General features: G+C 71.7%; 23 protein-coding genes. 20 read left to right on the top strand and 3 right to left on the bottom strand.

All coding sequences use genetic code 11. From position 1 onward, the window contains the following. Positions 1 to 15: 15 nt before the first annotated feature. Positions 16 to 465, top strand: a complete 450-nt coding sequence (locus tag ACYVC6_RS21360; RefSeq protein WP_460716553.1) for a DUF3040 domain-containing protein — start codon at positions 16 to 18, stop codon at positions 463 to 465. Between the two features lie 116 nt (positions 466 to 581). On the opposite strand, the gene ACYVC6_RS21355 is transcribed toward ACYVC6_RS21360, so the two are convergent. Genes ACYVC6_RS21355 through ACYVC6_RS21345 form a run of 3 tightly spaced genes read right to left on the bottom strand, consistent with a single transcriptional unit; the run spans position 582 to position 5,289 of the window. Further along, a complete protein-coding gene (locus tag ACYVC6_RS21355; RefSeq protein ID WP_460716552.1) occupies positions 582 to 2,978 on the bottom strand; it encodes a transglutaminase family protein in 2,397 nt (798 codons plus the stop codon). Continuing rightward, positions 2,972 to 4,267 carry a DUF58 domain-containing protein gene (locus tag ACYVC6_RS21350; protein ID WP_460716551.1) on the bottom strand — a complete coding sequence of 432 codons (1,296 nt, stop codon included), beginning with the start codon at positions 4,265 to 4,267 and terminating at the stop codon, positions 2,972 to 2,974. Before ACYVC6_RS21350 ends, ACYVC6_RS21355 begins: the two co-directional genes overlap by 7 nt. Before the next feature lie 11 nt (positions 4,268 to 4,278). Further along, the gene (locus ACYVC6_RS21345; RefSeq protein WP_460716550.1) at positions 4,279 to 5,289 is read right to left on the bottom strand and encodes an AAA family ATPase; all 1,011 of its coding nucleotides are present in this window, start codon (positions 5,287 to 5,289) and stop codon (positions 4,279 to 4,281) included. A gap of 282 nt (positions 5,290 to 5,571) precedes the next feature. Here ACYVC6_RS21345 and mraZ point away from each other — a divergent pair, with 282 nt between their 5' ends. From mraZ to ACYVC6_RS21250, 19 genes are all read left to right on the top strand, one after another. After that, complete coding sequence (gene mraZ, locus ACYVC6_RS21340; RefSeq protein ID WP_460716549.1) at positions 5,572 to 6,000, top strand: division/cell wall cluster transcriptional repressor MraZ; 429 nt, start codon at positions 5,572 to 5,574, stop codon at positions 5,998 to 6,000. Between the two features lie 215 nt (positions 6,001 to 6,215). Beyond that, entirely contained in the window at positions 6,216 to 6,353 is a 138-nt protein-coding gene (locus ACYVC6_RS21335; protein ID WP_292679506.1) for a hypothetical protein, read from the top strand. A gap of 2 nt (positions 6,354 to 6,355) precedes the next feature. Beyond that, positions 6,356 to 7,324, top strand: a complete 969-nt coding sequence (gene rsmH / locus ACYVC6_RS21330; protein ID WP_460716548.1) for a 16S rRNA (cytosine(1402)-N(4))-methyltransferase RsmH — start codon at positions 6,356 to 6,358, stop codon at positions 7,322 to 7,324. Next, on the top strand, positions 7,321 to 7,917 hold the full coding sequence (locus tag ACYVC6_RS21325) for a hypothetical protein (RefSeq protein ID WP_460716547.1): 597 nt from the start codon (positions 7,321 to 7,323) through the stop codon (positions 7,915 to 7,917). Before rsmH ends, ACYVC6_RS21325 begins: the two co-directional genes overlap by 4 nt. 73 nt (positions 7,918 to 7,990) lie before the next feature. Continuing rightward, positions 7,991 to 9,739, top strand: coding sequence for a peptidoglycan D,D-transpeptidase FtsI family protein (locus tag ACYVC6_RS21320; protein WP_460716546.1), 1,749 nt, complete (start codon positions 7,991 to 7,993; stop codon positions 9,737 to 9,739). Between the two features lie 53 nt (positions 9,740 to 9,792). Continuing rightward, positions 9,793 to 11,343 (top strand): UDP-N-acetylmuramoyl-L-alanyl-D-glutamate--2,6-diaminopimelate ligase, encoded by a 1,551-nt coding sequence (locus tag ACYVC6_RS21315; RefSeq protein WP_460716545.1) that lies wholly within the window; start codon positions 9,793 to 9,795, stop codon positions 11,341 to 11,343. Positions 11,344 to 11,377: 34 nt separating this feature from the next. Further along, the gene (gene mraY / locus ACYVC6_RS21310; protein ID WP_460716544.1) at positions 11,378 to 12,487 is read left to right on the top strand and encodes a phospho-N-acetylmuramoyl-pentapeptide-transferase; all 1,110 of its coding nucleotides are present in this window, start codon (positions 11,378 to 11,380) and stop codon (positions 12,485 to 12,487) included. A gap of 70 nt (positions 12,488 to 12,557) precedes the next feature. After that, on the top strand, positions 12,558 to 14,072 hold the full coding sequence (murD, locus tag ACYVC6_RS21305) for a UDP-N-acetylmuramoyl-L-alanine--D-glutamate ligase (protein ID WP_460716543.1): 1,515 nt from the start codon (positions 12,558 to 12,560) through the stop codon (positions 14,070 to 14,072). A gap of 14 nt (positions 14,073 to 14,086) precedes the next feature. Next, positions 14,087 to 15,433: a putative lipid II flippase FtsW gene (gene ftsW / locus ACYVC6_RS21300; protein ID WP_460716542.1), complete on the top strand. Its 1,347-nt coding sequence runs from the start codon at positions 14,087 to 14,089 to the stop codon at positions 15,431 to 15,433. Positions 15,434 to 15,465: 32 nt separating this feature from the next. Further along, positions 15,466 to 16,536 carry an undecaprenyldiphospho-muramoylpentapeptide beta-N-acetylglucosaminyltransferase gene (murG, locus tag ACYVC6_RS21295; RefSeq protein ID WP_460716541.1) on the top strand — a complete coding sequence of 357 codons (1,071 nt, stop codon included), beginning with the start codon at positions 15,466 to 15,468 and terminating at the stop codon, positions 16,534 to 16,536. Further along, positions 16,533 to 17,912 carry a UDP-N-acetylmuramate--L-alanine ligase gene (gene murC, locus ACYVC6_RS21290; RefSeq protein ID WP_460716540.1) on the top strand — a complete coding sequence of 460 codons (1,380 nt, stop codon included), beginning with the start codon at positions 16,533 to 16,535 and terminating at the stop codon, positions 17,910 to 17,912. Before murG ends, murC begins: the two co-directional genes overlap by 4 nt. Then, positions 17,905 to 18,645 (top strand): cell division protein FtsQ/DivIB, encoded by a 741-nt coding sequence (locus tag ACYVC6_RS21285; RefSeq protein ID WP_460716539.1) that lies wholly within the window; start codon positions 17,905 to 17,907, stop codon positions 18,643 to 18,645. Before murC ends, ACYVC6_RS21285 begins: the two co-directional genes overlap by 8 nt. Before the next feature lie 186 nt (positions 18,646 to 18,831). Then, the gene (ftsZ, locus tag ACYVC6_RS21280; protein WP_460716538.1) at positions 18,832 to 20,040 is read left to right on the top strand and encodes a cell division protein FtsZ; all 1,209 of its coding nucleotides are present in this window, start codon (positions 18,832 to 18,834) and stop codon (positions 20,038 to 20,040) included. Positions 20,041 to 20,071: 31 nt separating this feature from the next. Beyond that, complete coding sequence (gene pgeF, locus ACYVC6_RS21275; RefSeq protein ID WP_460716537.1) at positions 20,072 to 20,797, top strand: peptidoglycan editing factor PgeF; 726 nt, start codon at positions 20,072 to 20,074, stop codon at positions 20,795 to 20,797. Continuing rightward, entirely contained in the window at positions 20,794 to 21,498 is a 705-nt protein-coding gene (locus ACYVC6_RS21270) for a YggS family pyridoxal phosphate-dependent enzyme (protein ID WP_460716536.1), read from the top strand. The genes pgeF and ACYVC6_RS21270 overlap by 4 nt, the downstream gene beginning before the upstream one ends. Positions 21,499 to 21,542: 44 nt before the next feature. Continuing rightward, entirely contained in the window at positions 21,543 to 22,073 is a 531-nt protein-coding gene (locus tag ACYVC6_RS21265) for a cell division protein SepF (RefSeq protein WP_460716535.1), read from the top strand. Between the two features lie 56 nt (positions 22,074 to 22,129). Further along, positions 22,130 to 22,420 carry a YggT family protein gene (locus ACYVC6_RS21260; protein ID WP_460716534.1) on the top strand — a complete coding sequence of 97 codons (291 nt, stop codon included), beginning with the start codon at positions 22,130 to 22,132 and terminating at the stop codon, positions 22,418 to 22,420. 133 nt (positions 22,421 to 22,553) lie between these two features. Next, positions 22,554 to 23,333 (top strand): DivIVA domain-containing protein, encoded by a 780-nt coding sequence (locus ACYVC6_RS21255; protein ID WP_460716533.1) that lies wholly within the window; start codon positions 22,554 to 22,556, stop codon positions 23,331 to 23,333. Between the two features lie 221 nt (positions 23,334 to 23,554). After that, positions 23,555 to 23,837: hypothetical protein (locus ACYVC6_RS21250; protein ID WP_460716532.1), on the top strand; the 283-nt coding region annotated here is incomplete at its 3' end.

Here is a 23,837-nt window from a genome sequence, read left to right as displayed (position 1 = left end):
TGACGGGAGGAACCGGTGCCACTCTCCGAAGAGGAGCTTCGCCTGCTCGAGCAGATGGAGCGCGCCCTCGTCGAGGAGGACCCGAAGTTCGCCTCCACTCTGCGCGGCACCTCGCTGCGCCGCTCGGCCCGCCGCCGCGCGATCCTCGCCGGCGCGGTCTTCCTGGCCGGCGTCACGATCCTGATGACCGGGGCCATCACCCAGATGCCGTTCATCGGCATCGCCGGGTTCGTGGTCATGCTCGGCTCCGCCACCGTCGCGCTCACCGCGATCCGCGGCCAGCAGGCGGCCTCGGCCCCCGCCGACCCCCGCACCGCGATGCACCCGTCGCGCGGTTTCGCCGTCATCGACGGCGGCCGCACCAGCCGACCGCGTCGCCAGCGCCGTACGTCGGCTGGGCACGGCTCCTTCATGGAGCGCATGGAAGAGCGCTGGCGCCGGCGCCGGGAGTCCGGAGGTTTCTGATCGCTACGTCCCGAGGAACGAGGGACGAAGCGATCGATGGTGGTTGAGCAGCGACCGCGGCTGAGGAACGAAGCCGCGACGGAGCGTGTCGAAACCTCGTGAGCCGGGGCTGGAACTCACCCCACGTGGTCGACCACACCCGCATAAGCAGGCCGCTGTGAGTCCTCGTCGTCGCTCGGCGGGCGGCTGACCACCCGCTCCCGCGCGAACAGCGACCGCGGCCACCACTCGGCCCGGCGACGTGTTCGGAGGGTCGCGCCGCCGGTCAGTGCCACGACACACGTCTCGGCGTCCGCGCGCCACGCCCCGTCGGCGCCTGGGTCCCGCTCGGCGTAGCGGGACAGCTCCAGGGCGAGCACGATCCGGTCGAGAGCGACGACGGCGTCCGAGTTGACCTCGGGTCCTCGGCGGGGCCGCTCGGGCGTGAACTCGTCGGGCGGTGCGCCGAACCAGCGCACCAGTGTGTCCGCGGTCTGCCGGGGGGAGCGATCGCGCGGCCAGGTCAGCCCGAGATCGCGCGCGGTGTCGCGGAGCTCGAGCCAGGCGTCCTCGGGGCCGCCGCGGAGTCGTGTGGCGCGACGTCGACGTCGCATCGCGCGAGGGGCCAGTGCCAGCGCCAGGAGCAGCGTGACCACGAGGAGGATCAGCAACACCAGCAGCCAGGGGATGTCGGAGCCGGAGCCCGCTCCCGCGGTCTCGTCGTCGCCCGCCGCGGACGGGGACGCCGAGTCGCGCACTGGTGGGTTCGCGATGTCCTCCTCGCTGGGGTTGGTGGTCGGCTCGTCGCTGGGGATGATGACCGGCTGCGTCGTGTAGTCCGGCACGGACTCGGCCCGGCCGCCGGGGGTGGGCTCGAACCGCACCCACCCGGCGCCGGCGATGTAGAGCTCGGGCCAGGCGTGCAGGTCGTGGGCGCTGTAGACATAGGTGCCGGTCCCGACCTGCTGGGGCCGCAGGAAACCGACGGCGACCCGGGCGGGGATGCCGAGGATGCGTGCCATCACGGCCATCGAAGCGGCGAACTGCTCGCAGTAGCCGGTGCGTCCGCCGGGGCCTTCGCTGAGGAATGCCAACAGGTCGTCGGCCCCGTTGGCGAGCACCGCGGAGTCGTCGTAGGTGAAGCCGCCGCCCCGGCGGAACCAGTTCTGCAGGGCCACGGCCTTCTCGAACCGGGACGGAGCCTTCTCGGTCACGTCGAGGGTCAGTTGCCGGATCTCCTCGGCGAGTCCAGACGGCAGGTCGGTGAACTCGTCGCTGACCTGCCCAGCGGCGGTCGGCGCGACCGCGAGATCGGCGGCGTCGAGGTTGAGCTCGATCGACGAGAACTCCCACTCCAGGCCGGCCGTGTCGAGGCCGTCGTCGCTGGCGAGGAAGTCACGGGTGTCCTCGTCGTAGCGCCAGTCGCCGGGTGCCTCGATGCGGCTGATCAAGCTCTGCGTCGGGAGCCATGTCGAGGAGAAGTCGTCGGTGGCGCTGATCGCGTAGTCGAACTCCTGCCGGGTGACCGACGGGTCCACGCCCTCGAGCGAGGGCATCTGTCCGCTGGCCTGGTTGCTGCTCGGCACGTCCCGGTCGCCGGAGCTCCATGCTTCGGAGGAGAACCTGTTGAGCACGGCGATCCGGAGGTAGGACGGGTCTGGATCGTCGGTGACGACTCGCAGGAGGTCCTTGTCGGCTCCCCTGATCAGGTCGCGACGCAGGTCGACCATGGGGTTGTTGATGTCGATGTCCCCGCTGCCGCCCGACCCGGGTCCGAAGTCGAAGACCTGGAGCTGCAGAGTTGGGATGGCCGCCGGGACCACGATGGCGAGCGTCGTGACGACACCACCGATCACACCGGCGGTTCTCCGCACCGAGCCCGTGCGCACCCCGAACGCATCCGCGTCGACACCGCCCTGGTCACGGAGGAGCGACCGGCCCCACCGGGAGACCTGCTCGTCCTCGTGCACGAACAGCATCGCGATGAAGCCGGCCGCGGTGGGGGCGAAGACGTACCAGGACGGGCCTGACCCGAGCATGCTCAGCGGCACGCTGAAGATGGTGAGCAGTGGCACCCCGGCGAGCGGGACCCGGCGCAGCGTGCACGCGAGGAAGTCCACCAGCAGCATGCAGCCCAGCCCGCCCACGACGAGGATCGGGTCGACGGGCGGGACGTCGGCGGGCACGGGGGAGGCGAACTGGTTGGCGCTGTCGACGGCCGCCTCGAACTTGTCGGTCAACCGCGTCCACGCCGCGCCCACTGGCAGCGGTGACCCGGTGAGCATCAGCGAGGCCGCCACCGCCGTGGCCAGTGTCTGCGCCAGCACGACGACTGCGGCGGGTGAGCGCCACCAACGGGCCAGGGTGCCGGAGGCGACCAGGACGGCCCCGAGCAGGAGCAACGGGCCGAGGAACCGGCTCGAGTGCTCCACGAATCCGCGCCAGGAGAGCATGGCGACCCACGTGGTGGCCACGCTGAGGGTCGAGAGCGTGGCAAGGGAGACCAGGCTCGCGCGCGATCGGGGCATCACCATGTGGTCACCTGACCCACCCCGGTTCCCACCGGGGCCGCGCCGGCGCGCGAGCGGGCGCTCTGCGTCGACCCGCGGCCCAGCTCGTCCCACGCGCTCTCCAGGCGGTCGCGCGGACCGAGCGGGACCGCGCGCCACCCCTGCTGGGTCAGCAGTCCCGCTGCTCCGCCGGTACCGCCCCCCGAGACCCACGCGTCCACGTCGAGGGCGACCGCCAGGGCCGAGCCGGCGTGTGCGTGCATCCGGCGCAGGACCGGCGTGTCGGTGGGCTCCATGCCACCGACAACGGCGACGACCAGTCCGCCGCCTCCGTGCTCGGTGAGCCACCCGGTCTCGAGCTTGGGAGCCTGGGTGGGTGCCAGCACGGCCAGCGCCTCGAGGAGGGGAGCGGTGTTGAGGTCGGACTCGCGCAGGTGCCAGGCGCTCGAGGGGTCCTCGCCGGACGCGGTCACCAACCGGACGGCGAAGCCACGGTGGGTCAGGTGCACGGCGATGGACGCGGCGACGGACACGGCGGCCTCGAGCGAGGAGGCGATGCCCTGCCCGCGGTGCGATCGCATCCGGTTGTCCAGGAACAGCGTGGCCCGCGACTGCCAGGGCTGCTCCTCCCGGCGCACCATCAGCTCACCCATCCGGGCCGAGCTGCGCCAGTGCACCCGGCGGAGGTCGTCGCCCTGGCGGTACTCCCGGACCGTGACGTCCTCGGCGCTTCCGGTCGCGAAGGCGCGGGGCCGGTTGTCGCCCGACCCGGTCCAGGCACCGCCGAGCGGGATGGAGGACAGCGGCACGGTGCGCGGCGTCACCGTCAGCGGCACCGTGGTCTGGAAGGCCCGGGCCAGCTCGATCAGGCCGAACGGGTCGACCACGCGCACCGTCATCGGGCCGATGTCGAACTTGCCCCGGACGTCCGAGCGCACCTGGTAGGACACGTGCCTGCGCCAACCGTGACCTATCCCCTCGAGCACGAAGCGCGGACGGGTCCCGAGGACGTAGGGCAGGTGGTCCTCGAGCAAAAGGACGCCGCTCGGGGTGCGGCCCTCGTTGGTGAGCGAGAGCTGCACTCGGGCCGGCTGGCCCGCCGAGACCAGCTGCGGTGTGACCGTGCGGACCAGGGCGAGGCGGTAGCGACTGCGGCCGATGAAGAGGGCGTTGACCAGCGGCAGGGCGAGGACGAGGACGCCGACCCGGCCCAGCGAGGTCTCGCCCATCAGCACCCCGCACACGATGGCGGTGGCGCCTGCGGCCACGAACGACCGACCCCGGAGGGTCAGGCCACGCAACGCCTCGCGCATGGCTGCCAGTCTCAGGTGGCGGTCGGGACCGGCACGGAGGCGACGATCCCCTCCAGCACCGCTGACGTGGAGCGTCCGCTCATCGAGGCCTCGACGCTGGGCAAGAGGCGGTGGGCGAGCACCGTCTGCGCGAGCTCGTGGACGTCGTCGGGCAGAACGTAGTCGCGGCCCTTGATGGCCGCCATCGCCTTGGCCGCGCGGACGAGGTGGAGAGTGGCGCGGGGCGAGGCGCCCAGCGTGAGGTCCTCGGTGCGCCGGGTCGCCGACGTCAGCGCGACGGCGTAGCGCTGCACGGCGTCGGCCACGTGCACCTGCCGGACGATGCCGATCAGCTTGGCGATCTCGGCGGCGTCGGTGACCGGTTCGAGGTCGTCGAGCGGGTTGCTGTGGGTGTGCGAGCCGAGCATCGCGATCTCGGCCGCCTCCACGGGGTAGCCGACCGACACCCGCGCCATGAAGCGGTCGCGCTGCGCCTCCGGGAGGGCGTAGGTGCCTTCCATCTCGATCGGGTTCTGGGTCGCGATCACCATGAACGGCAGGTCGAGCTCGTAGGTCGTGTTGTCCACGGTGACCTGGCGCTCCTCCATGCACTCCAGCAGCGCCGACTGCGTCTTGGGCGAGGCACGGTTGATCTCGTCACCCACGACGATGTTGGCGAACACGCCGCCCGGTCGGAACTCGAACTCCCGGGTGTTCTGGTTGAAGATCGAGACGCCGGTGACGTCGGACGGCAGCAGGTCCGGCGTGAACTGGATGCGTCGCACCGAGCAGTCGATGCTTCGGGCCAGCGACTTGCTGAGCATCGTCTTGCCGACGCCGGGAACGTCCTCGATCAGCAGGTGACCCTCGGCGAGCAGGACGGCCAGGGTCGACTGGACGACGTCGGCCTTGCCCTCGATGACCTTCTCGATGTTGGCACGCACGCGCCCGACCACGCGGGCGAGCGTCTCCAGGTCGGCGCCACCTCGGTGTGCGCCACCCGCTGGTGGGCCCTCCGTCGACTCGACAGCCGGCTCAGCCACTCGCGTACCCCTCTCGCCGCGGCGACGCCTGTGCGTCCCGTCACCCTTCGCCGAACCCTTCGCTGAACACCGTAGGCGTTGACCTCAACCGCGGCACCCCGGCGGCGCAGATCGTGACCGCTGCGCAACCCGGCCCAGAGGTTGGGAAGCGCGAGGCGATCGGGGAGCGACTCGCAGTTGCGAATGGGTGAATGTGGTTGACGGGGGAGGGAAGTGGAGTAATGTGGAGGAAAGTGGAGGGGCCGAGCGGCAACGAAACGGCACAGCGAGTGGAGGCGCCCGATGTTCTTCATGGGCACCTACACGCCGAAGCTCGACGACAAGGGGCGGCTGATCCTTCCGGCGAAGTTCAGGGAACAGCTGGCGGAGGGGCTCGTGGTGACGCAGGGACAGGAGAAGTGCCTGGACGTGTGGCCCGAGTCCGACTTCATGGCCGAGGCCCAGCGCGCGAAGTCCCGGGGCATGACCTCGAAGACCGGCCGCGACTACGCCCGCATGCTGTTCGCCAGCGCCGAGCAGGGTGTCCCCGACAAGCAGGGCCGGATCTCACTGACGCCCTCGCTGCGCGAGTACGCCGCCCTCACCCGCGACGTCGTGGTGATCGGCGCGATGGACCGCGTGGAGATCTGGGAGCCGACCCGCTGGCGCGAGTACTCCGCCTCCGCCCAGGAGAAGTTCGCCGAGCTCGACGAGGAACGCGTCACCGACTGACCCGACCCCCAGCACAAGCCGCAGCACCGACCACAACTGCATAGGGGCTCGTAGGACGAGGTCTCGGCCCGCTCCCCACTCCCACTGCGGGGGCGGCCGCGTCATCTGGGGCAACTTCCCCGGTTCCAGAGGACACGGCCAGGCGGAGCGGCCTGAGACCTGGCCCTACGAGCCCCACCCTCTTCCCCACACCGCTCATCCGAAGGGTCGAAACCATGAGCACCATCCATCCCGCGCCGCGCCGGGTGCGGCACCAGGCCCGAGAGGCGGTGGCCGTGATGGCCTTCTCGGCCGTCACCTCGGTCTGTCTGGCCGCGGCCCTGCTGGTCCTGACCCACCTCCCACTGGGCTGACCGTGGACAACCCCCGCCACGTCCCGGTCCTGCTCGACCGGGTCGTCGCGCTGTTGTCCCCGTGCCTGCAGCAGCCCGGATCGGTGCTGGTCGACGCCACGCTGGGCCTCGGCGGACACACCGAGGCGGTCCTCACGCGCTGCGGGCTGGCCAGGGTCGTCGGCATCGACCGTGACCCCGCCGCCCTCGAGCTGGCCCGCACCCGGCTGGAGCCCTTCGGCGAGCGCTTCACCGGCGTGCACGCCGTGTACGACGAACTGCCGGACGTGCTCGGCGACCTCGGCCTCGCGGCGGTCGACGCCGTGTTCTTCGACCTCGGGGTCTCCTCGATGCAGCTCGACGTCCGCGAGCGTGGGTTCGCCTACGCGGAGGACGCCCCGCTGGACATGCGGATGGACGGGACGACCGGGCCCACCGCGGCCGACGTTCTCAACACCTACTCGGTCGCCGAACTGACCCGAGTCCTGCGGGACTACGGGGAGGAGCGGTTCGCGCGCAAGATCGCCGCCGCCGTCGTGCGCCAGCGGGAGCAGGCGCCGTTCACGACCTCGGCCCGGCTCGTCGAGCTGCTCTACGCCGAGATCCCTGCACCGGCCCGCCGCACCGGGGGCCACCCTGCCAAGCGCACGTTCCAGGCACTCCGGATGGAGGTCAACGACGAGCTCGCGGTGCTGCGCCGGGCGATCCCCGCGGCCATCGACGCGATCGCGGTCGGGGGCCGGGTGGTCGTCGAGTCCTACCACTCGCTCGAGGACCGCCTGGTCAAACGGGCCTTCGCCGAGGCCACCCGCTCGACCGTCCCGGTGGATCTGCCGTTCGTGCCCGAGGGCAGTGCCCCCGCGCTGCGCCTGGTGACCCGCGGAGCCGAGCGGGCCGACGAGACGGAGATCCAGCAGAACCCACGGGCCGCCTCCGTGCGGCTCCGCGCCGTCGAACGCATCGGCCCTTCTTCCCCGGGAGCAGCTGCATGAACACCACCGCCGCCGCCGTGTCGGCCGTCAGCCGGGCCAGAGCCCCCTTCGAGGCCGCCGTCGAGCGCGCCCGCCTCACCGTCGTGCCGCACCGCCGGGTGCGGGCGCCGCGCATGCCGTTCGTGACCCTGGTCAGCGTGGTGCTGCTCGGTGGCATCGTCGGGCTGCTGTGCTTCAACACCCAGATGCAGCAGGCCTCCTTCGCGGCGACCACGCTCGAGGAGCGGGCCGCCAATCTCAGCGCCCGGGAACAGACCCTGCAGAGCGAGCTCCAGGCGCTGCGCGACCCGCAACATGTCGCGCTCCTCGCCGCCCAGGCCGGCATGGTCGCGCCCCTGGACGCGTGCACCCTCAGGCTCGGCGGCCAGGCGCAGGAGGGCAGCACCTGTACGCCGGCCGCCAGAGGCAACACCCCGAACCCGCTGTCTCCTGCGCCCCCCAAGCCCGCCGTCATCGACCCGCCGCCCCAGATCGTGACGGTCCCGGCCGCTGCCGACTCCAGGCCGGCGCGTGACAAGAACCCGAACCACGGCCAGAACCAGAACCAGAACCTGAACGACAACCACCAGGCTCGCGACACGGGCCGAGGCTGACCTCGATCGGCGCCGACGACGGCGACGATGACAGTCCCATCCACCTACGACGCACCCGAGACGAGGAACGACAGTGCCGCGACGCCGGAGCACCCGGGGGGTCCCGCAGTCGCGCCTGCGGGTCGGGTTCGTCCTGATCGCCATGGTGCTGTCGGTGTTCGGGGCTCGGCTGGTGCAGCTCCAGGGGGTCGACCCCGGCTCCTACGCCGCGATGGCGGCCGCCGAGGGCACTCAGGAGGTCGTGCTGCCCGCCGAGCGCGGGGACATCCTGGACCGCAACGGTGAGCCGCTCGCAGACTCCGTCGACGGGCTGATGGTCGTCGCCGACCCCGCCCAGACCGCCGAGGACGCCCCTGCGATCGCCAGGTTCCTCGCCGAGCGGCTCTCCGTCGACTACATCGACACCCTGGCCCGGCTGCGTGACCGCGGCAGCCGCTTCGAATACATCGCTCGCCGCGTGCCGTCGACACTGGCCGACGATGTGCTCACCGAGGCCGACGCCCGGGGCATCGAGGGTCTGTGGACCGAACGGGACCCGGTGCGCACCTACCCGGCGCACGACGTGGCGGCCAACCTCATCGGCTTCATGGGCACCGACGAGGCGTTCGGCGGCCTGGAGCAGGTCTTCGACAAGCACCTGTCGGGCAAGGACGGGTCGGCGCGCTACGAGGTCGGGGCCGGCAACCGCATCCCGCTCGGCACCAACGAGGTCGAGGAGGCCGTCGACGGGGCCGACCTCACCACGACGATCGACCGGGACCTGCAGTGGTTCGCCCAGCGCGTGCTCCGGGACGCGGTGCGCAAGGCCCGCGGCGACACGGGGGTCGCGGTGATCCTGGACTCGCGCACCGGCGAGGTGCTGGCCGATGCCGACTACCCGACGTTCGACGCGGCCTCCCCGGCCGACTACCCGACCGATGATCGCGGCGCCCGGTCGATCAACCTGGCCTACGAACCCGGCTCGGTCGAGAAGGTGCTCACCCTCTCCTCACTCATCGACGCGGGTCGGATGACGGCACGCACGAAGTTCACCGTGCCGGGCACTCTGGCCCGCCAGGACCGGGTCATCCACGACTACTTCGAGCACGGCAAGATCCGGCTCACGCTCGCCGGCATCCTGGCCAAGTCGTCCAACGTCGGCACCGTGCTGGCCGCCGACAGGTTCAAGCCCGGCGAGCTGCGCGCCTACCTCGAGGCCTTCGGGCTCGGCCAGCGCACCGGAGTCGGTCTCGAGGCCGAGTCGCCAGGCATCCTGCCCGACCCGTCGCTGTGGACCGAGCAGGCCGAGGACCGGATCGCCTTCGGCCAGTCCCTGGCCGTGACGCCCATCCAGATGGCCGCCGCGGTCAACACCATCGCCAACGACGGGGTGCGGGTCTCGCCCAGCCTGATCAAGGGCACGGCGGTGCGCGACGACGGTGTGGAGGTGGGCACCGACGTGGCCACCACCCGACGGGTGGTCAGCTCGCATGCCGCCCGACAGACCACGCTGATGATGGAGCGGGTCGTCGACCCCGAGGACGGCGTCGCCCCGCGGGCCCAGGTGCCCGGCTACCGGGTCGCCGGCAAGACCGGCACCGCCCAGCGAGTGGGGCCCGAGTGCGGCTGCTACGACGGCACCTTCACCGTCTCCTTCGGGGGTTTCGCTCCCGCGGACGACCCGCGCTTCACGATCTACGTCGCCATCCACAACCCGCGCAACGGCGGCGGTGGCGGCTCGGTCGCGGGACCGGTCTTCTCCCAGCTGATGGGGTTCACGCTCCACAGGTACGGCGTGGCCTCGTCGGGCCGCAAAGGCACTGTCCTGCCGGTCACCTGGTGACTGCCGGAACGGCCGGCGGCGGCGGCCCCCACGAGCCCAGATAGCCTGCTCCGGTGAGGGGCGAGGGGCATGACGACGAGCTGTCGGTGCGCCCGAAACGTCCGCCGCTCACCCCGCTGAGCCGCATCGTGGCCTGGTTGGCGGCGCACGACGCCACGACTCGCGGGGACGGCGATCCCACCATCCTCGTCACCGGCCTGACGCTGAGCTCCAAGCGCGTGTGGCCCGGCGACCTGTACGCCGCGCTGCCGGGTGCCTTCACCCATGGTGTCGAGTTCGCCAGGGACGCGCTGGCCGCCGGGGCCGTCGCGGTGCTGACCGACCCGGTCGGTGCCGCCCAGCTGCCGGCCGGGGTGCCGGTCGTCGTGGTGGAGCAGCCGCGCCGTCTCCTCGGCGGGCTCGCCGCGTGGATCTACGGTGAGCCGGCCCAGGAGATGCGGATGATCGGCGTCACCGGGACGCAGGGCAAGACCACCACGACCCGGCTGGCCGAGAGCGGCATGCAGAAGGCGGGAATCACCGCCGCCGCGGTCGGCACGGTGGGCACGAGGATCGCCGGACACGACGTCGCCACCTCGCTCACCACGCCTGAGGCGCCGGACCTGCACGGCTTGTTCGCGGTGATGCGCGAGCAGCGGGTCGTCGCCTGCGCCATGGAGGTGTCCAGCCAAGGGCTGATGCTCGGTCGGGTCGACGGGATCGTGTTCGACGTCGCGGTGTTCCTCAACCTGGGACGGGACCACCTCGACTTCCACGAGACGCTCGAGGACTACTACCTCGCCAAGGCCTCGCTGTTCACCCCCGCCCGGGCGCGGCGGGCGCTGATCAACATCGACGACGCCCACGGGCGCCGGCTGGCCCAGGAGACCGAGCTCCCTGTCGAGACGTTCTCGACCCAAGGCGGCGCCGCGGACTGGACCGTGTCCGATCTACGGCTCGGACCCTCACGCTCGGAGTTCGTGGTGCACGGCCCGCTCGGCGGGGCCCTGGTGCCAGCCGCGAGCCCCCTGCCCGGCCAGGTCAACGTCGCCAACACGTTGGCCGCGCTGGCCGCCTGCGCCGACGCCGGGCTCGACCTCGAGGCCGTGGCGGCCGGCATCGCCGCCTCGGACGGGGTGGCGGGCCGGTTCGAGCGGATCGAGGAGGGCCAGGACTTCACCGTGATCGTCGACTACGCCCACAAGCCGGACGCCGTCGAGGCAGTCCTGCGCACGCTGCGTCCGCTGACCGAGGGCGAGCTGATCGTGGTGATCGGCGCCGGGGGCGACCGCGACCCGGGCAAGCGCCAGATCATGGGCCGGATCGCGGCCGGGCTCGCGGACGTGCTGATCGTGACCGACGACAATCCGCGCAGCGAGGACCCGGCCCGGATCCGCCACGCCGTGCTGCTCGGCGCCAAGGCGGTGCGCGGCAGGCGGGTCATGGAGGTCGGCGACCGCGGCGAGGCGATCGGCATGGCCGTCCGGCTCGCGAAGCGAGGCGACATCGTGGTGATCGCCGGCAAGGGACACGAGGCCGGCCAGGAGGTGCAAGGCACCGTCCATCCGTTCGACGACCGCGATGTGGCCCGGGCCGCACTCAGGGCCCTGCCCGGCATGGCGTGAACGACCGCCCGACGACGTACGCGATCATGACCGCATGAGGGCAGTGCTGCTGGGCGGAGGCATCGCGCTGCTCATCTCCCTCCTCGGCACCCGGTTCGCGATCCGGCAGTTCACCCGTCTCGGCTACGGCCAGGAGATCCGCGACGACGGCCCGATGACCCACCACACCAAGCGGGGAACGCCCACCATGGGCGGACTCGTCATCATCCTGGCCGCGCTTATCGGGTACGTGGCCGCGAAGGCGATCACCTGGAACGCACCTTCGGCCTCGGTGCTGTTGCTGCTCTTCCTCTTCGTCGGGCTGGGCGCCGTGGGCTTCCTCGACGACTTCATCAAGGTGGCCAAGCGGCGCAGCCTCGGTCTGCGCAGCAAGGCCAAGCTCATCGGCCAGGGCGTGGTGGCGCTGACCTTCGGCGCGCTGGCGCTCTCACCTTGGCTGGAGGACGACCGGGGGCGGACCCCGGCCTCGACGAAGGTCTCGTTCCTCCGCGAGATCGAGTGGCTCAGCCTCCCGATGGTCCTGGCGATCGTGCTGATCCTGGTCATCGTGACCGGGACGAGCAACGCGGTGAACCTCGCCGACGGTCTCGACGGTCTCGCCACCGGCGCGTGCGTGATGGTCTTCGGCGCCTACACGTTGGTGAACATCTGGCAGAACAACCAGTTCTGCCAGGAGCACCCCGGCCCGCTCTGCTACAACGTCCGCGACCCGCTCGACCTGGCGGTGATCGCGGCCGCCATCACCGGCGCCTGCTTCGGCTTCCTGTGGTGGAACGCCTCGCCGGCCGCCATCTTCATGGGGGACACGGGGTCGCTCGCGCTCGGTGGCGCCATGGCCGGGTTCGCGATCCTCACGCGCACCGAGCTCCTGCTGCTCGTGCTGGGCGGCCTCTTCGTCCTCATCACGATGTCGGTCATCGTGCAGGTGGGGGTCTTCAAGGCGAGCCGGGCCAGTGGCCTCTTCCGGACCGTGTTCCGGGTCCAGGCCGGCCATCGGGTCTTCCGGATCGCGCCCCTGCAGCACCACTTCGAGAACCTCGGCTGGGCCGAGGTCACCGTCGTGATCCGCTTCTGGATCATCACCGGCCTCTTCGTCGCCACCGGTCTCGGTGTCTTCTACGCCGAGTGGGTCGCCAGGCTGTGATTTCCCCACAAAAGCGCGCGAAGGAGCGCTACGCGCGGAGTGCAAGTCTCCGCGGGGACCCCATCAGGCGGTGAGTCCGGACCACCTCGGCCGTCACGACTCCTGGGACGGCGTCCGCGCGGTCGTCGCCGGGTTCGGCGTCTCCGGCTTCGCGGCCGCCGACAACCTCACCCATCTGGGGGCGGCCGTCACCGCCCTCGACGAGTCCGCGGAGGGACACCAGAAGGTTGAGAAGGCCGAGCTGCTCGAGGTGCTCGGCGCGACCGTGCGCCTTGAGCCCGGCGCCACCGCCACGCTCCCCGACGACGTCGACCTGGTCGTCACCTCCCCGGGCTGGAGGCCGAGCGCGCCGCTGCTCGCCCAGGCCCGGGCGCGTGGCGTCCCGGTGTGGGGCGAGGTCGAGCTCGCCTGGCGGCTGCGCGACCCGAACCACGAGACCCCCTGGCTGGTCGTGACCGGCACCAACGGCAAGACCACCACCACGCAGATGCTCGACGCGATCCTGCGCGCCGACGGCCTGCGCAGCCAGGCGGTGGGCAACGTGGGGCTGCCGATCGTCGAGGCGGTGATGGACCCGCTGCCCTACGACGTCCTCGCCGTCGAGCTCTCGTCGTTCCAGCTGCACTACACCGACTCCATGAGCGCCGAGGCGGCGGCGGTCCTCAACGTGGCCGAGGACCACCTGGACTGGTACTCCTCCATGGAGGACTACGCCGAGGACAAGGGCCGCGCCTACGAGCGCGTGCAGCGAGCGTGCGTCTACAACGTCGAGGACCCCCTCACCGAGCAGCTGGTCCGGGAGGCCGACGTCGTCGAGGGCGCCCGGGCCATCGGCTTCACCCTGGGACTCCCGAGCATCGGCATGCTGGGCGTGGTCGAGGACATCCTGGCCGACCGCGCCTTCGTGGAGCAGCGAGCCTCCAGTGCCGCAGAGCTGTGCAACCTCGCCGACCTCGCGGATGTCGACGGTCGGCCGCCGGCACCCCACACCGTCCAGAACGCGCTGGCCGCAGCCGCACTGGCGCGGGCGCACGGCGTCAGCCAGGCCGCGGTGCGTGACGGTCTTCGCGCGTTCCGCCCGGACGGACACCGGATCGCGGTGGTCGCCGAGCGCGACGGCGTCACCTGGGTCGACGACTCCAAGGCCACCAACCCGCACGCCGCCAGGTCCTCGCTGCTGGCCTACGACCCGGTCGTCTGGGTGGCCGGTGGGCTGGCGAAGGGGGCGAGCTTCGATGACCTGGTCCGTGCGGTGCGGAGTCGCCTGCACGGCGTCGTCCTGCTCGGCCGCGACCGCGACGTCATCGCGGAGGCGCTCGCGCGACACGCGCCGGATGTCCGTGTCATCGACGTGGGGGACGGCGAGACTGCTGTGACTGTTGGTGAAGTTGACCATCAGGGTGACGGACGGGATCGAGGGCTCAGCGCCATGCGGCGCGTCGTGCGAGCCGCGGCCGAGCTGGCTCGGCCCGGGGACACGGTGCTCCTGGCTCCCGGATGCGCCTCGATGGACATGTTCACCGACTACGCCGCCCGCGGTGACGCGTTCGCCGCGGCGGTGCAGGAGCAGACCGGGACGGGGTAGCGGAAGGAGCGGCGATGACGCTGGTCGCACCCCCGCCGGTCGACACCGCTTCACCACCCCTTCGCAGGCCCCGGGGTTGGCTTGGCCGCCGGCTGGGTCATCGGCTGGGTCATCGGCTGGGTCATCGGCTGGGTCATCGGCTGGGTCATCGGCTGGGTCGCGGGTGGTTCGCCGCGCTGCGCGAGGCACTCGACCGGCCGCTCACGGCCTACTACCTGCTGCTGGCCGCCTCCGCCCTGCTGCTGACCATCGGCCTGATCATGGTGCTGAGCGCCTCGAGCGTCTACTCCTACCGGGTCCACGACGGCGACAGCTACGCGGTCGTACGCCGGCAGCTGGTCTGGGTGCTGATCGGGCTTCCCTGCGCCTACGCCGCCAGCCGGATGTCGATGGCCTGGATCCGGCGGCTGGCCTACCCCGCCTACCTCGTCTCGCTCGCGCTGCTCGTGCTGACGGCGTTCATCGGCGTGACCGTCAACGGCAACCAGAACTGGCTCGCGATCGGGCCGGCGCAGATCCAGCCCTCAGAGCTGGCCAAGCTAGGACTTGTCGTCTGGGCGGCGCACGTCTATGCCAACAAGGACCGGCGCCTCGACAGCCTGCACGCGGTGATGGTGCCGGTCGTGCCGGGACTGCTCATCGCGATCGGTCTCGTGGTGGTCGGCGAGGACCTCGGCACCGCCCTGGTGCTCGTGGCCATCCTGCTCGGCATGCTCTGGGTCGTCGGCGCCCCGATGCGGCTGTTCGTCCTCTGCTTCTCGATCCTCGGGGTCGGGGCGCTGGCGATGGCGAGCATCAGCCCCGAGCGGCTCACCCGCATCACGACGTTCGTGGATCCGTTCAAGGACTACCACGGGGCCGGCTGGCAGCCCGTGCACGGTCTCTATGCGATGTCCTCGGGGGGGCTGCTCGGCGAGGGCATCGGCGCGAGCCAGCAGAAGTGGGGAGACCTGCCCGAGGCGCACACCGACTTCATCTTCGCGGTGCTCGGGGAGGAGCTCGGCCTGGCCGGCACCCTGCTCATGATCAGCCTGTTCCTGACCATCGCCTACGCCGCGGTCCGGGTCGCCCGGCGTACCCCTGACCCGTTCGTGCGCTACGCGACCTTCGGGGTGGTCGTGTGGCTGCTCGGGCAGATGATCATCAACGTCGGCATGGTTCTGGCCCTGCTCCCGGTCATCGGCATCCCGCTGCCCCTGGTGTCCTACGGCGGCTCGGCGCTGCTCCCGTCACTGGTCGCGCTCGGCCTGCTGGTGGGGTTCGCACGCCGTGACCCGGAGGCGGCGCGCGCGCTGGCGCAGCGCAAGCAGCAGAGGTCGGCGGGTCTGTCCGCGGGCCGGTTCCCGAGTCGCGGAGCCTGACCGCGTGCTCCCTCTCTAGGCTCTGGAGCACTGTGCGCATCCTCCTCGCCGGCGGCGGCACCGCCGGCCACACCTCGCCGCTGCTCGCGACCGCCGACGCGCTGCGCCGGCTCGAGCCGGCGTGCGAGATCACCTGCCTCGGCACTCCGAAGGGACTCGAGAACCGGGTCGTCCCGGAGGCCGGCTACCCACTCGAGCTGGTGCCGCCGGTGCCGCTGCCGCGCAGGGTGGGCGGCGACCTCGTCAAGGTGCCCGCCCGACTGCGACATGCGGTGCGAGAGACCCGGGCCGTTCTCGACCGGGTGCGCCCGGACGTGGTCGTCGGCTACGGCGGCTACGTGTCCGTGCCCGCCTACCTCGCGGCCCGGAGGGCGCGCCTGCCGATCGTCGTCCACGAGCAGAACGCGCTGCCCGGACTCGGCAACAGGCTCGGCGCCCGGTTCGCCCGCCGGGTCGCGGTGAGCTTCCCCGCCACCAGGCTGCCGAGGGCGGAGTACGTCGGCCTGCCGATCCGCCGGATGATCTCTCTGCTGGACCGCGAGGCGACGCGCGCCGAGGCGCGGGAGTTCTTCGGCCTCGAGCCCGACCGGCCGACACTGGTCGTCACCGGCGGGTCCCAGGGCGCGCGCCGTCTCAACGAGTCCGTGGCCGCCGCCGCCGAGTCGCTCGCCGCCGCCGGCGTCCAGGTCCTGCACGTGGTGGGCCCCCAAGGCACCGCCACTCCGTTGCCGACGTCGGTGCCCTACGTCGTCGAGCCCTACGTCGACCGGATGGACTATGCGCTCGCGGCGGCCGACCTGATGATCTGCCGGGCGGGCGCCAGCAGCGTCACCGAGGCCGCCGCGGTCGGCGTGCCCGCCGTCTTCGTGCCGCTCCCGATCGGCAACGGGGAGCAGGAGCTCAACGCCCGGCCGGTCGTCGAGGCCGGGGGAGCGGTGCTGGTCTCCGACGAGGCGTTCACCCCTCAGTGGGTCATCGACAACGTGCCGGCACTCGCCACCGACCGGGCCCGGCTCGCCACGATGGGCGCAGCCGCCTCGGGGCTGATCCCGCGCGACGCGGACGACAAGCTGGCGCGGATGATCCTCGAGGCCGGCGCATGAAGCTCGAGGTGCCCGCCGAGATCCCGCTCTCGGACCACCTCGGGCGCGTCCACCTCGTCGGCATCGGCGGTGCCGGTCTCTCCGGCATCGCTCGGCTGCTGCTCGCACGCGGGGTGCCGGTGAGTGGCAGCGACGGTCACGACTCACCGACCCTGGACGCCCTGCGCGAGGCCGGGGCCGTCGTCCACGTCGGTCACGACGCCGGCCACCTCGGCGACCTCGGACCCGGGGACACCTTGGTCGTGTCGACGGCGATCCCCGCTGACAACCCCGAGTTCGTCGAGGCCGGTCTCCGGTCCCTGCGCATCCTGCCGCGCTCGGCCGCGCTCGCCTCGCTGATGGTCGGCCACCGCGCCGTGGCTGTGGCAGGCACGCACGGCAAGACCACGACCACCTCTCTGCTCACCGTCGCCCTGCAGGCGGCCGGCGCCGACCCGACCTATGCGATCGGTGGCGACCTCGCCGCCACCGGGGTCAACGCGGCCCAGGGGAGTGGGGACCTGTTCGTCGTCGAGGCCGACGAGAGCGATGGCGCCTTCCTCGTCTACAGCCCCTTCGCCGCCATCGTGACCAACATCGAGGCCGACCACCTCGACCACTGGCAGGACGAGTCCGCCTACGCGCGGGCGTTCGACGACTTCGCCGCTCATGTCGACCCGGCCGGCTTTCTGGTCTGCTGTGTCGACGACCCGGGGGCCGCGGCGCTGGCCGAGCGGGGCTCGCGCTGGGGCCTCAAGGTGATCACCGTGTCGACCCGCGAGGGCGTCGCCGACGTCGGCCCCGGCGCCTTGTCCGGCGTGGCGCTCTGGTCGCCGGGTGACCACTACCTGGCCGACGCCCTGGCGGCGTACGCCGCGGGGGCGGCGCTCGGCTTCGACCCGGGCGCCCTGCGGACTGGCATCGCGTCCTACACCGGCACCCGTCGCCGGATGGAGCTCAAGGGAGAGGCGGCGGGCGTCCGGGTCTACGACAGCTATGCGCACCACCCGACGGAGATCGCCGGAGACCTCCAGTCGGCGCGCGCGCTGGCCGGCGCGGGGCGTCTGGTGGTCGCCTTCCAGCCACACCTGCCCTCTCGGACCCGGATCCTCGGACCGGAGATGGGCGCGGCCCTGGGTGCGGCCGACGAGGTCGTCGTGTGCGACGTCTACCTGGCCCGTGAGAACGCCGACCCGGAGGTCACCGGGGCCCTGGTGGCCGACGCGGTCGCCCTGCCGACCGACCGCGTCACCTACGTCCCGGCTCTCGCCGACGTCGCCGCAGCGCTGGCCGCCCGGGCCGAGCCCGGCGACCTGGTCCTCACCCTCGGAGCCGGTGACATCACCCAGGTCGGCCCGCGGGTTCTCGCGCTCCTGGCGGGGCACGACGATGCCTGAGACGCTCGACCCGGTGACCGCCCGGAGCCGGCGCCGGTTCGCGCGCCGGCAGTGGCGGCGCCGCTGGCTGGCCTGGCGCTACGTCGTGGTGCTGGTCCTCCTGCTGGCCCTGGTCGGCACCGGGGGCTACGCGGTCTGGTTCTCCTCCTGGCTGGACGTCGAGCGCGTCGACGTCAGCGGCGCCCAGACCGACTCGACGTCCGACGACGTCCGGGCCCGTGCGCTCATCGAGGACGGCACGCCGCTCGCCCGAGTCGACCTCGACGGCGCCGAGACCCGGGTGCGGTCTCTGGCGATCGTCAAGGAGGTCGACGTCAGTCGGCAGTGGCCGGACACGGTGCTGATCGAGATCGTGGAACGGGTCGCGATCGCGGTGGTGGAGATCGGCGGGCGGCTGCGCGGGATGGACGCCGACGGCGTGGTGTTCCGCGACTACAACCGAGCGCCATCGGGGCTGCCGCGGGTGCAGACCGATATCGGCACCTCGGCCGAGGCACTGCGCGAGGCGGCGCTGGTCATCTCGGCGCTGCCCGAGTCGCTGACCCTGATCGTGGACTACGTCCTGGTGGCGACCGTCGACGAGATCTCCCTGTTCCTCAAGGACGGCCGCCAGGTCGTGTGGGGGAGCGCGGACGACTCCGAGACCAAGGCTCGGGTCGCGATCGACCTGCTGCAGAAGGTCGACGCCCAGGTCTACGACGTCAGCGTGCCCACCCAGCCGACGACCAGCTGAGCCGGAGCGCGATCGCCGCGCGGCGGCGTGTCGCCGCGATCCGGGCGGCCGGCGTACCTACTGTCATGGGCATCGGCAGGTTGACATAACTATAACCCTCAGCCTGAGGGTCACAGTTCGCCGATCAGGACGTCAACTCAGGACGTCGACTCAGGGGAAACATCGAGCAGGGAGAGGACCAGGGCCGTGGGAGCAGCGCAGAACTACCTCGCGATCATCAAGGTCGTCGGCATCGGCGGCGGCGGTGTCAACGCGGTCAACAGGATGATCGAGGTCGGCCTCCGGGGCGTCGAGTTCATCGCGATCAACACCGACGCGCAGGCGCTGCTGATGAGCGACGCCGACGTCAAGCTCGACATCGGCCGGGAGCTCACCCGAGGTCTCGGTGCCGGCGCCAACCCGGAGGTTGGCTCCCGGGCCGCCGAGGACCACGCCGACGAGATCGAAGAGGTCATCAAGGGCGCCGACATGGTGTTCGTGACCGCCGGTGAGGGCGGCGGCACCGGCACCGGCGGTGCGCCCGTCGTGGCCCGGATCGCTCGGTCGCTCGGGGCGCTGACCATCGGTGTTGTGACCCGCCCCTTCGCGTTCGAGGGCCGCCGCCGTGCCAACTCCGCGGAGGAGGGCATCGCCCAGCTCCGGGAGGAGGTCGACACCCTGATCGTGATCCCCAACGACCGGCTGCTGTCGATCAGCGACCGCAACGTCTCGGTGCTCGACGCGTTCAAGCAGGCCGACCAGGTTCTGCTGCAAGGTGTCTCGGGCATCACCGACCTGATCACCACCCCGGGCCTGATCAACCTCGACTTCGCCGACGTCAAGTCGGTGATGGCCGACGCCGGCTCGGCGCTGATGGGCATCGGCTCGGCGCGAGGTGAGGACCGTTCGGTCGCCGCGGCGGAGATGGCGGTCTCGAGCCCGCTCCTCGAGGCCAGCATCGACGGTGCCCACGGCGTCCTGCTCTCCATCGCCGGTGGGTCGGACCTCGGTCTGTTCGAGATCAACGAGGCCGCCGCCCTGGTGGCCGAGGCGGTCCATCCCGAGGCCAACATCATCTTCGGTGCCACCATCGACGACGCGCTGGGCGACGAGGTCCGGGTCACGGTGATCGCGGCCGGCTTCGACGGCGGCATGCCCAAGCGGGCCAAGGAGGGCGCGGGACTGCGGCGCAACCAGCCGGCCCAGTCCCAGCCAGCACAGTCCCAGCAGGAGACGCTCAACGCGGCCCGGGCGCTCGGCGAGGCGAAGCGGACCGAGGGCGCCAAGGAGCCGGTCGCCGCCGGGGCGACCACGACTCCGACACCTCGGCCCAGCGCCACGCCGGACAGCGCCACGGCGCCGCGGCCCTACGCCTTCGACGACGACGACCTGGACATCCCGGACTTCCTGAAGTAGCCCGCTGGTCTGCCCGGCAGGATGGGGGGCGATGTATGCCTTCCGGACCAGCCACGGCCCGGCCGACCTGTGCTTCACCGACAGGTTCGGCGGGGTCAGTGCGTCTCCCTACGACGAGCTCAACCTGGCGCTCGAGAGCGGCGACGCGCAGACCGCGGTGCGACGCAACCTGCACCTGCTGCTGGACGACTTCGCGCCGGCCGCCGAGCTGTGCGACCTGGTGCAGGTCCACGGCGCCGACGTCACCGTGGTCGACCCGCAGTCACCCGTTGCTCGGCCGCAGGGGGACGCGCTGGTCACCCGTGAGCCCGACGTCGTGCTGATGGTGCGCGTCGCCGACTGCGTCCCGCTGCTGCTCCACGCCGTGGACATCGGCGCGGTGGCGGCGGTGCACTGCGGTCGCCCGGGGCTGCTCGCGGGAGTCGTGCCGCGGACCCTGGAGCGGCTGCATGCCTGGGGTGGCTCGGACATCACCGCGTGGATCGGGCCGCACGTGTGTGGCGCCTGCTACGAGGTGCCCGCTGCCATGCAGGACGAGGTCGCCGACGCCGTACCCGCCGCCCGGGCCACGACGTCGTGGGGGACGCCGTCGCTCGACCTCGGCGCCGGCGTGCGTGCCCAGCTCGAGGCCGGAGGAGTCTCCGTCGAGGATGTCTCCCGCTGCACCCGAGAGTCGGCCGACCTCTACTCCTACCGCCGCGACGGGGTCGACGCGGGTCGGCAGGCAGGGCTGATACGGCTGCGGAGGCCGGCGTGAGCGCCCGGCTGGAGCAGCTCCGCGCCGGTCTCGCCGGGGTCGAGCAGCGGATCGCCGCGGCGTGCGCCGACGCGGGGCGCGACCCCGCCGAGGTCCGTCTCGTGGTGGTGACCAAGACGTTCCCGGCCTCGGACGTGCGGCTGCTGGCCGAGCTCGGGGTCACCGACATCGGCGAGAACAAGCAGCAGGAGCTGGCGGCCAAGCACGCTGAGCTCGCCTCGGAGATCGCGGTCCGCTGGCACTTCATCGGGCACCTGCAGAGCAACAAGGCCGGCCCGGTTGCCGAGGTCGCGGACGTGGTCCACTCCGTCGACCGGGCCAAGCTGCTCGCCCCGATGGCGCGGCGGGCCGAGCAGCGTGGCCGCGACCTGGAGGTGCTGCTCCAGGTCGGTCTCGACCCGGCAGGGAGCGACCAGCGCTCGGGCGCGAGGCCCCAGGATCTCCCGGCCCTGGCGGACCTGGTGGCCGCGTCGGACCACTTGGTCCTGCGTGGCCTGATGGCGGTCGCTCCGCTGGGTGAGGAGCCTGCGCGTGCCTTCGCCCGGCTCGCGGAGATCCGGGCCGCGTTCCTGACGGCACACCCCTCGGCGACGTGGCTCTCCGCGGGCATGAGCGGTGACCTCGAGGACGCGGTCCGGGCCGGTGCGACACACGTGCGTGTCGGCTCCGCGGTCCTCGGATCGAGGCCTTCGGTCCAGTAGCGTGCAAAACCAGGAGCTCCATCACGCCCGGAAGGCAGGCAGTCATGAGCGCGATGCGCAAGATCGGTGAATACCTCGGCCTGCTCGAGGACACCGGGCGCTACGACGAGGACTACGACGAGCGCTACGACGACGGCTATGGGGCCGGCTACGCGTCCGGGCACCGGTCTGGTGACGAGCGCACCGAGGAGCACGCTGTTGCCGTTCCGGCCGGTCGCTCGCGGCTGCGCGAGGCCCGCGGGACGGTCTCCGACCTCAGCGAGCGGCGCCGCCCTGCGGTGTCCAGCATCGAGCTGTCCCGGATCACCACGCTGCACCCCCGCACCTACAACGAGGCGCGCACCGTGGGCGAGAACTTCCGCGAGGGCACCCCCGTGATCATGAACCTCTCCGAGATGGACGACGCCGACGCCAAGCGCCTCGTCGACTTCGCTGCCGGCCTGGTGTTCGCCACCCGGGGCACGATCGAGCGGATCACCAGCAAGGTCTTCCTGCTGTCGCCGCCCAACGTCACTGTCGCGGCCGAGGACAAGGCCCGGCTGGTCGAGACCGGTGGGTTCTTCAACCAGAGCTGACCACCCACCCCAGGACCCGCTGACGTCGCCTTGCCCGGCCGGGGGATGATCTCCTCGTGAACACCGTCTGGGTCGTGCTCTACGCGGTCGTCTGGGTGTTCTTCGGCTTCCTCTGGGTGCGCTTCGTGGTCGACTGGGTGCAGGTCTTCGCGCGCTCCTGGGTGCCCACAGGTCCGCTGCTGGTCGGGCTGGAGGCCGTCTACTCGACGACCGACCCCCCGATCAAGGCGCTGCGCCGGGTGATCCCGCCCCTGCGCATCGGACAGATCGCCCTCGATCTCTCGTTCATCATCGTGATGATCGTGACCTGGATCCTGCTCCAGTTCCTCGCCGGCTTGGCCCGCTGAGCCGCTCGGCCCCCTTGTCGGCCCACGTCATCTGCTCGGCCTTCTTGGTCAGCCCTGTCACACCAGCCCCACCAAGGCGCTACAGTTCGACGGACCGTTGCCGTCGTCCGATGACGCTCGGCGCGATGCAAGGATGTTGTCCCGTGTGCACACAACGATGGGTGGAACGACCATGCCGCTGACGCCTGAGGACGTGAGTAACAAGCGCTTCACGCCAGTACGGCTCCGCGAGGGCTACGACATGGGTGAGGTCGACCAGTTCCTCGACGAGGTCGAGGCCGAGCTCGCCCGGCTGACCAAGGAGAACGACGACCTCCGCGCCAAGTTGTCAGCCGCACAGACCGCCGGCGGCGCCTCGAGCTTCGAGCCCGCGGCCACGCAGCAGACGCCTGCGGTCAAGGAGCCCGAGCCCGAGCCCCAGCCGGAGCCCGTCGTGGCCGCGGCGGCCGCGCCGGAGACACTGCGCGTCGAGACCGTCCCCGAGGCGTCCAACGCCGCCGCGCGGCTGCTCGAGATCGCGACCCGCAACGCCGACGAGCTCGTCGACCAGGCCAAGGACGAGGCAGACAAGATCATCGGCGAGGCCCGCACCAAGGCCGAGCGGCTCGACTCGGAGTCCAAGGTCAAGGCGGACCGCCTGGAGTCCGACGCCCGCACCCGCGCCCAGATGCTCGACTCCGAGACCGCCGAGCGCCGCCAGCAGATGTTCGGCGAGCTCGAGCGCGAGCGCGACAAGCTCAACGCCGAGGTCGAGAACCTGCGGGCCTTCGAGCGGGAGTACCGCTCGCGCCTGAAGAGCTACTTCACCCAGCAGCTCGAGGCCCTCTCCGGCCCGGGCGAGTCGCCGGTCATCGGCGACGACCAGCCGGCTCCCAAGCGCCTGCGCTCCATCCTCGGCGACGAAGAGGGCTGAGCCCCTGCGGCGTGGCCCGAGTGCCCGCCGCGTCGTCGAGACACACCGAATGGCTGTCCCTCCGTCCGGAGGGCAGCCATTTCGTGCGTGTCGACGTGCGTGTCGACGTTCTGGGGGGCATTCGCGGTGAGCCTGTTTGAGCCGGTCCAGTCCAGCGGCTACGGTTCCGCCAGCACCGCGGCCATCCGTCGTGGTCGACCGGCCAGAGGAAAGGCCGTGCCATGGCACGCAGCACCACCAAGTCCGTCGCCGGGAAGGCGGCCTCCGCCGCGCGCAAGGTGATGGGACGCCGATCCGCCAAGCCCGCCGCCGCGGCGCCCGCGAAGAAGGCGGCGCCCGCGAAGAAGGCGGCGCCGGCCAAGAAGGCGGCGCCCGCGAAGAAGGCGGCGCCCGCGAAGAAGGCGGCGCCCGCGAAGAAGGCGGCGCCCGCGAAGAAGGCGGCGCCCGCGAAGAAGGCGGCGCCCGCGAAGAAGGCGGCGCCCGCGAAGAAGGCGGCGCCCGCGA

This window comes from Nocardioides dilutus, from assembly GCF_054779555.1.
The sequence above is the reverse complement of the archived record's forward strand: the minus strand, read 5'-3'. Positions and strand labels throughout refer to the sequence as shown.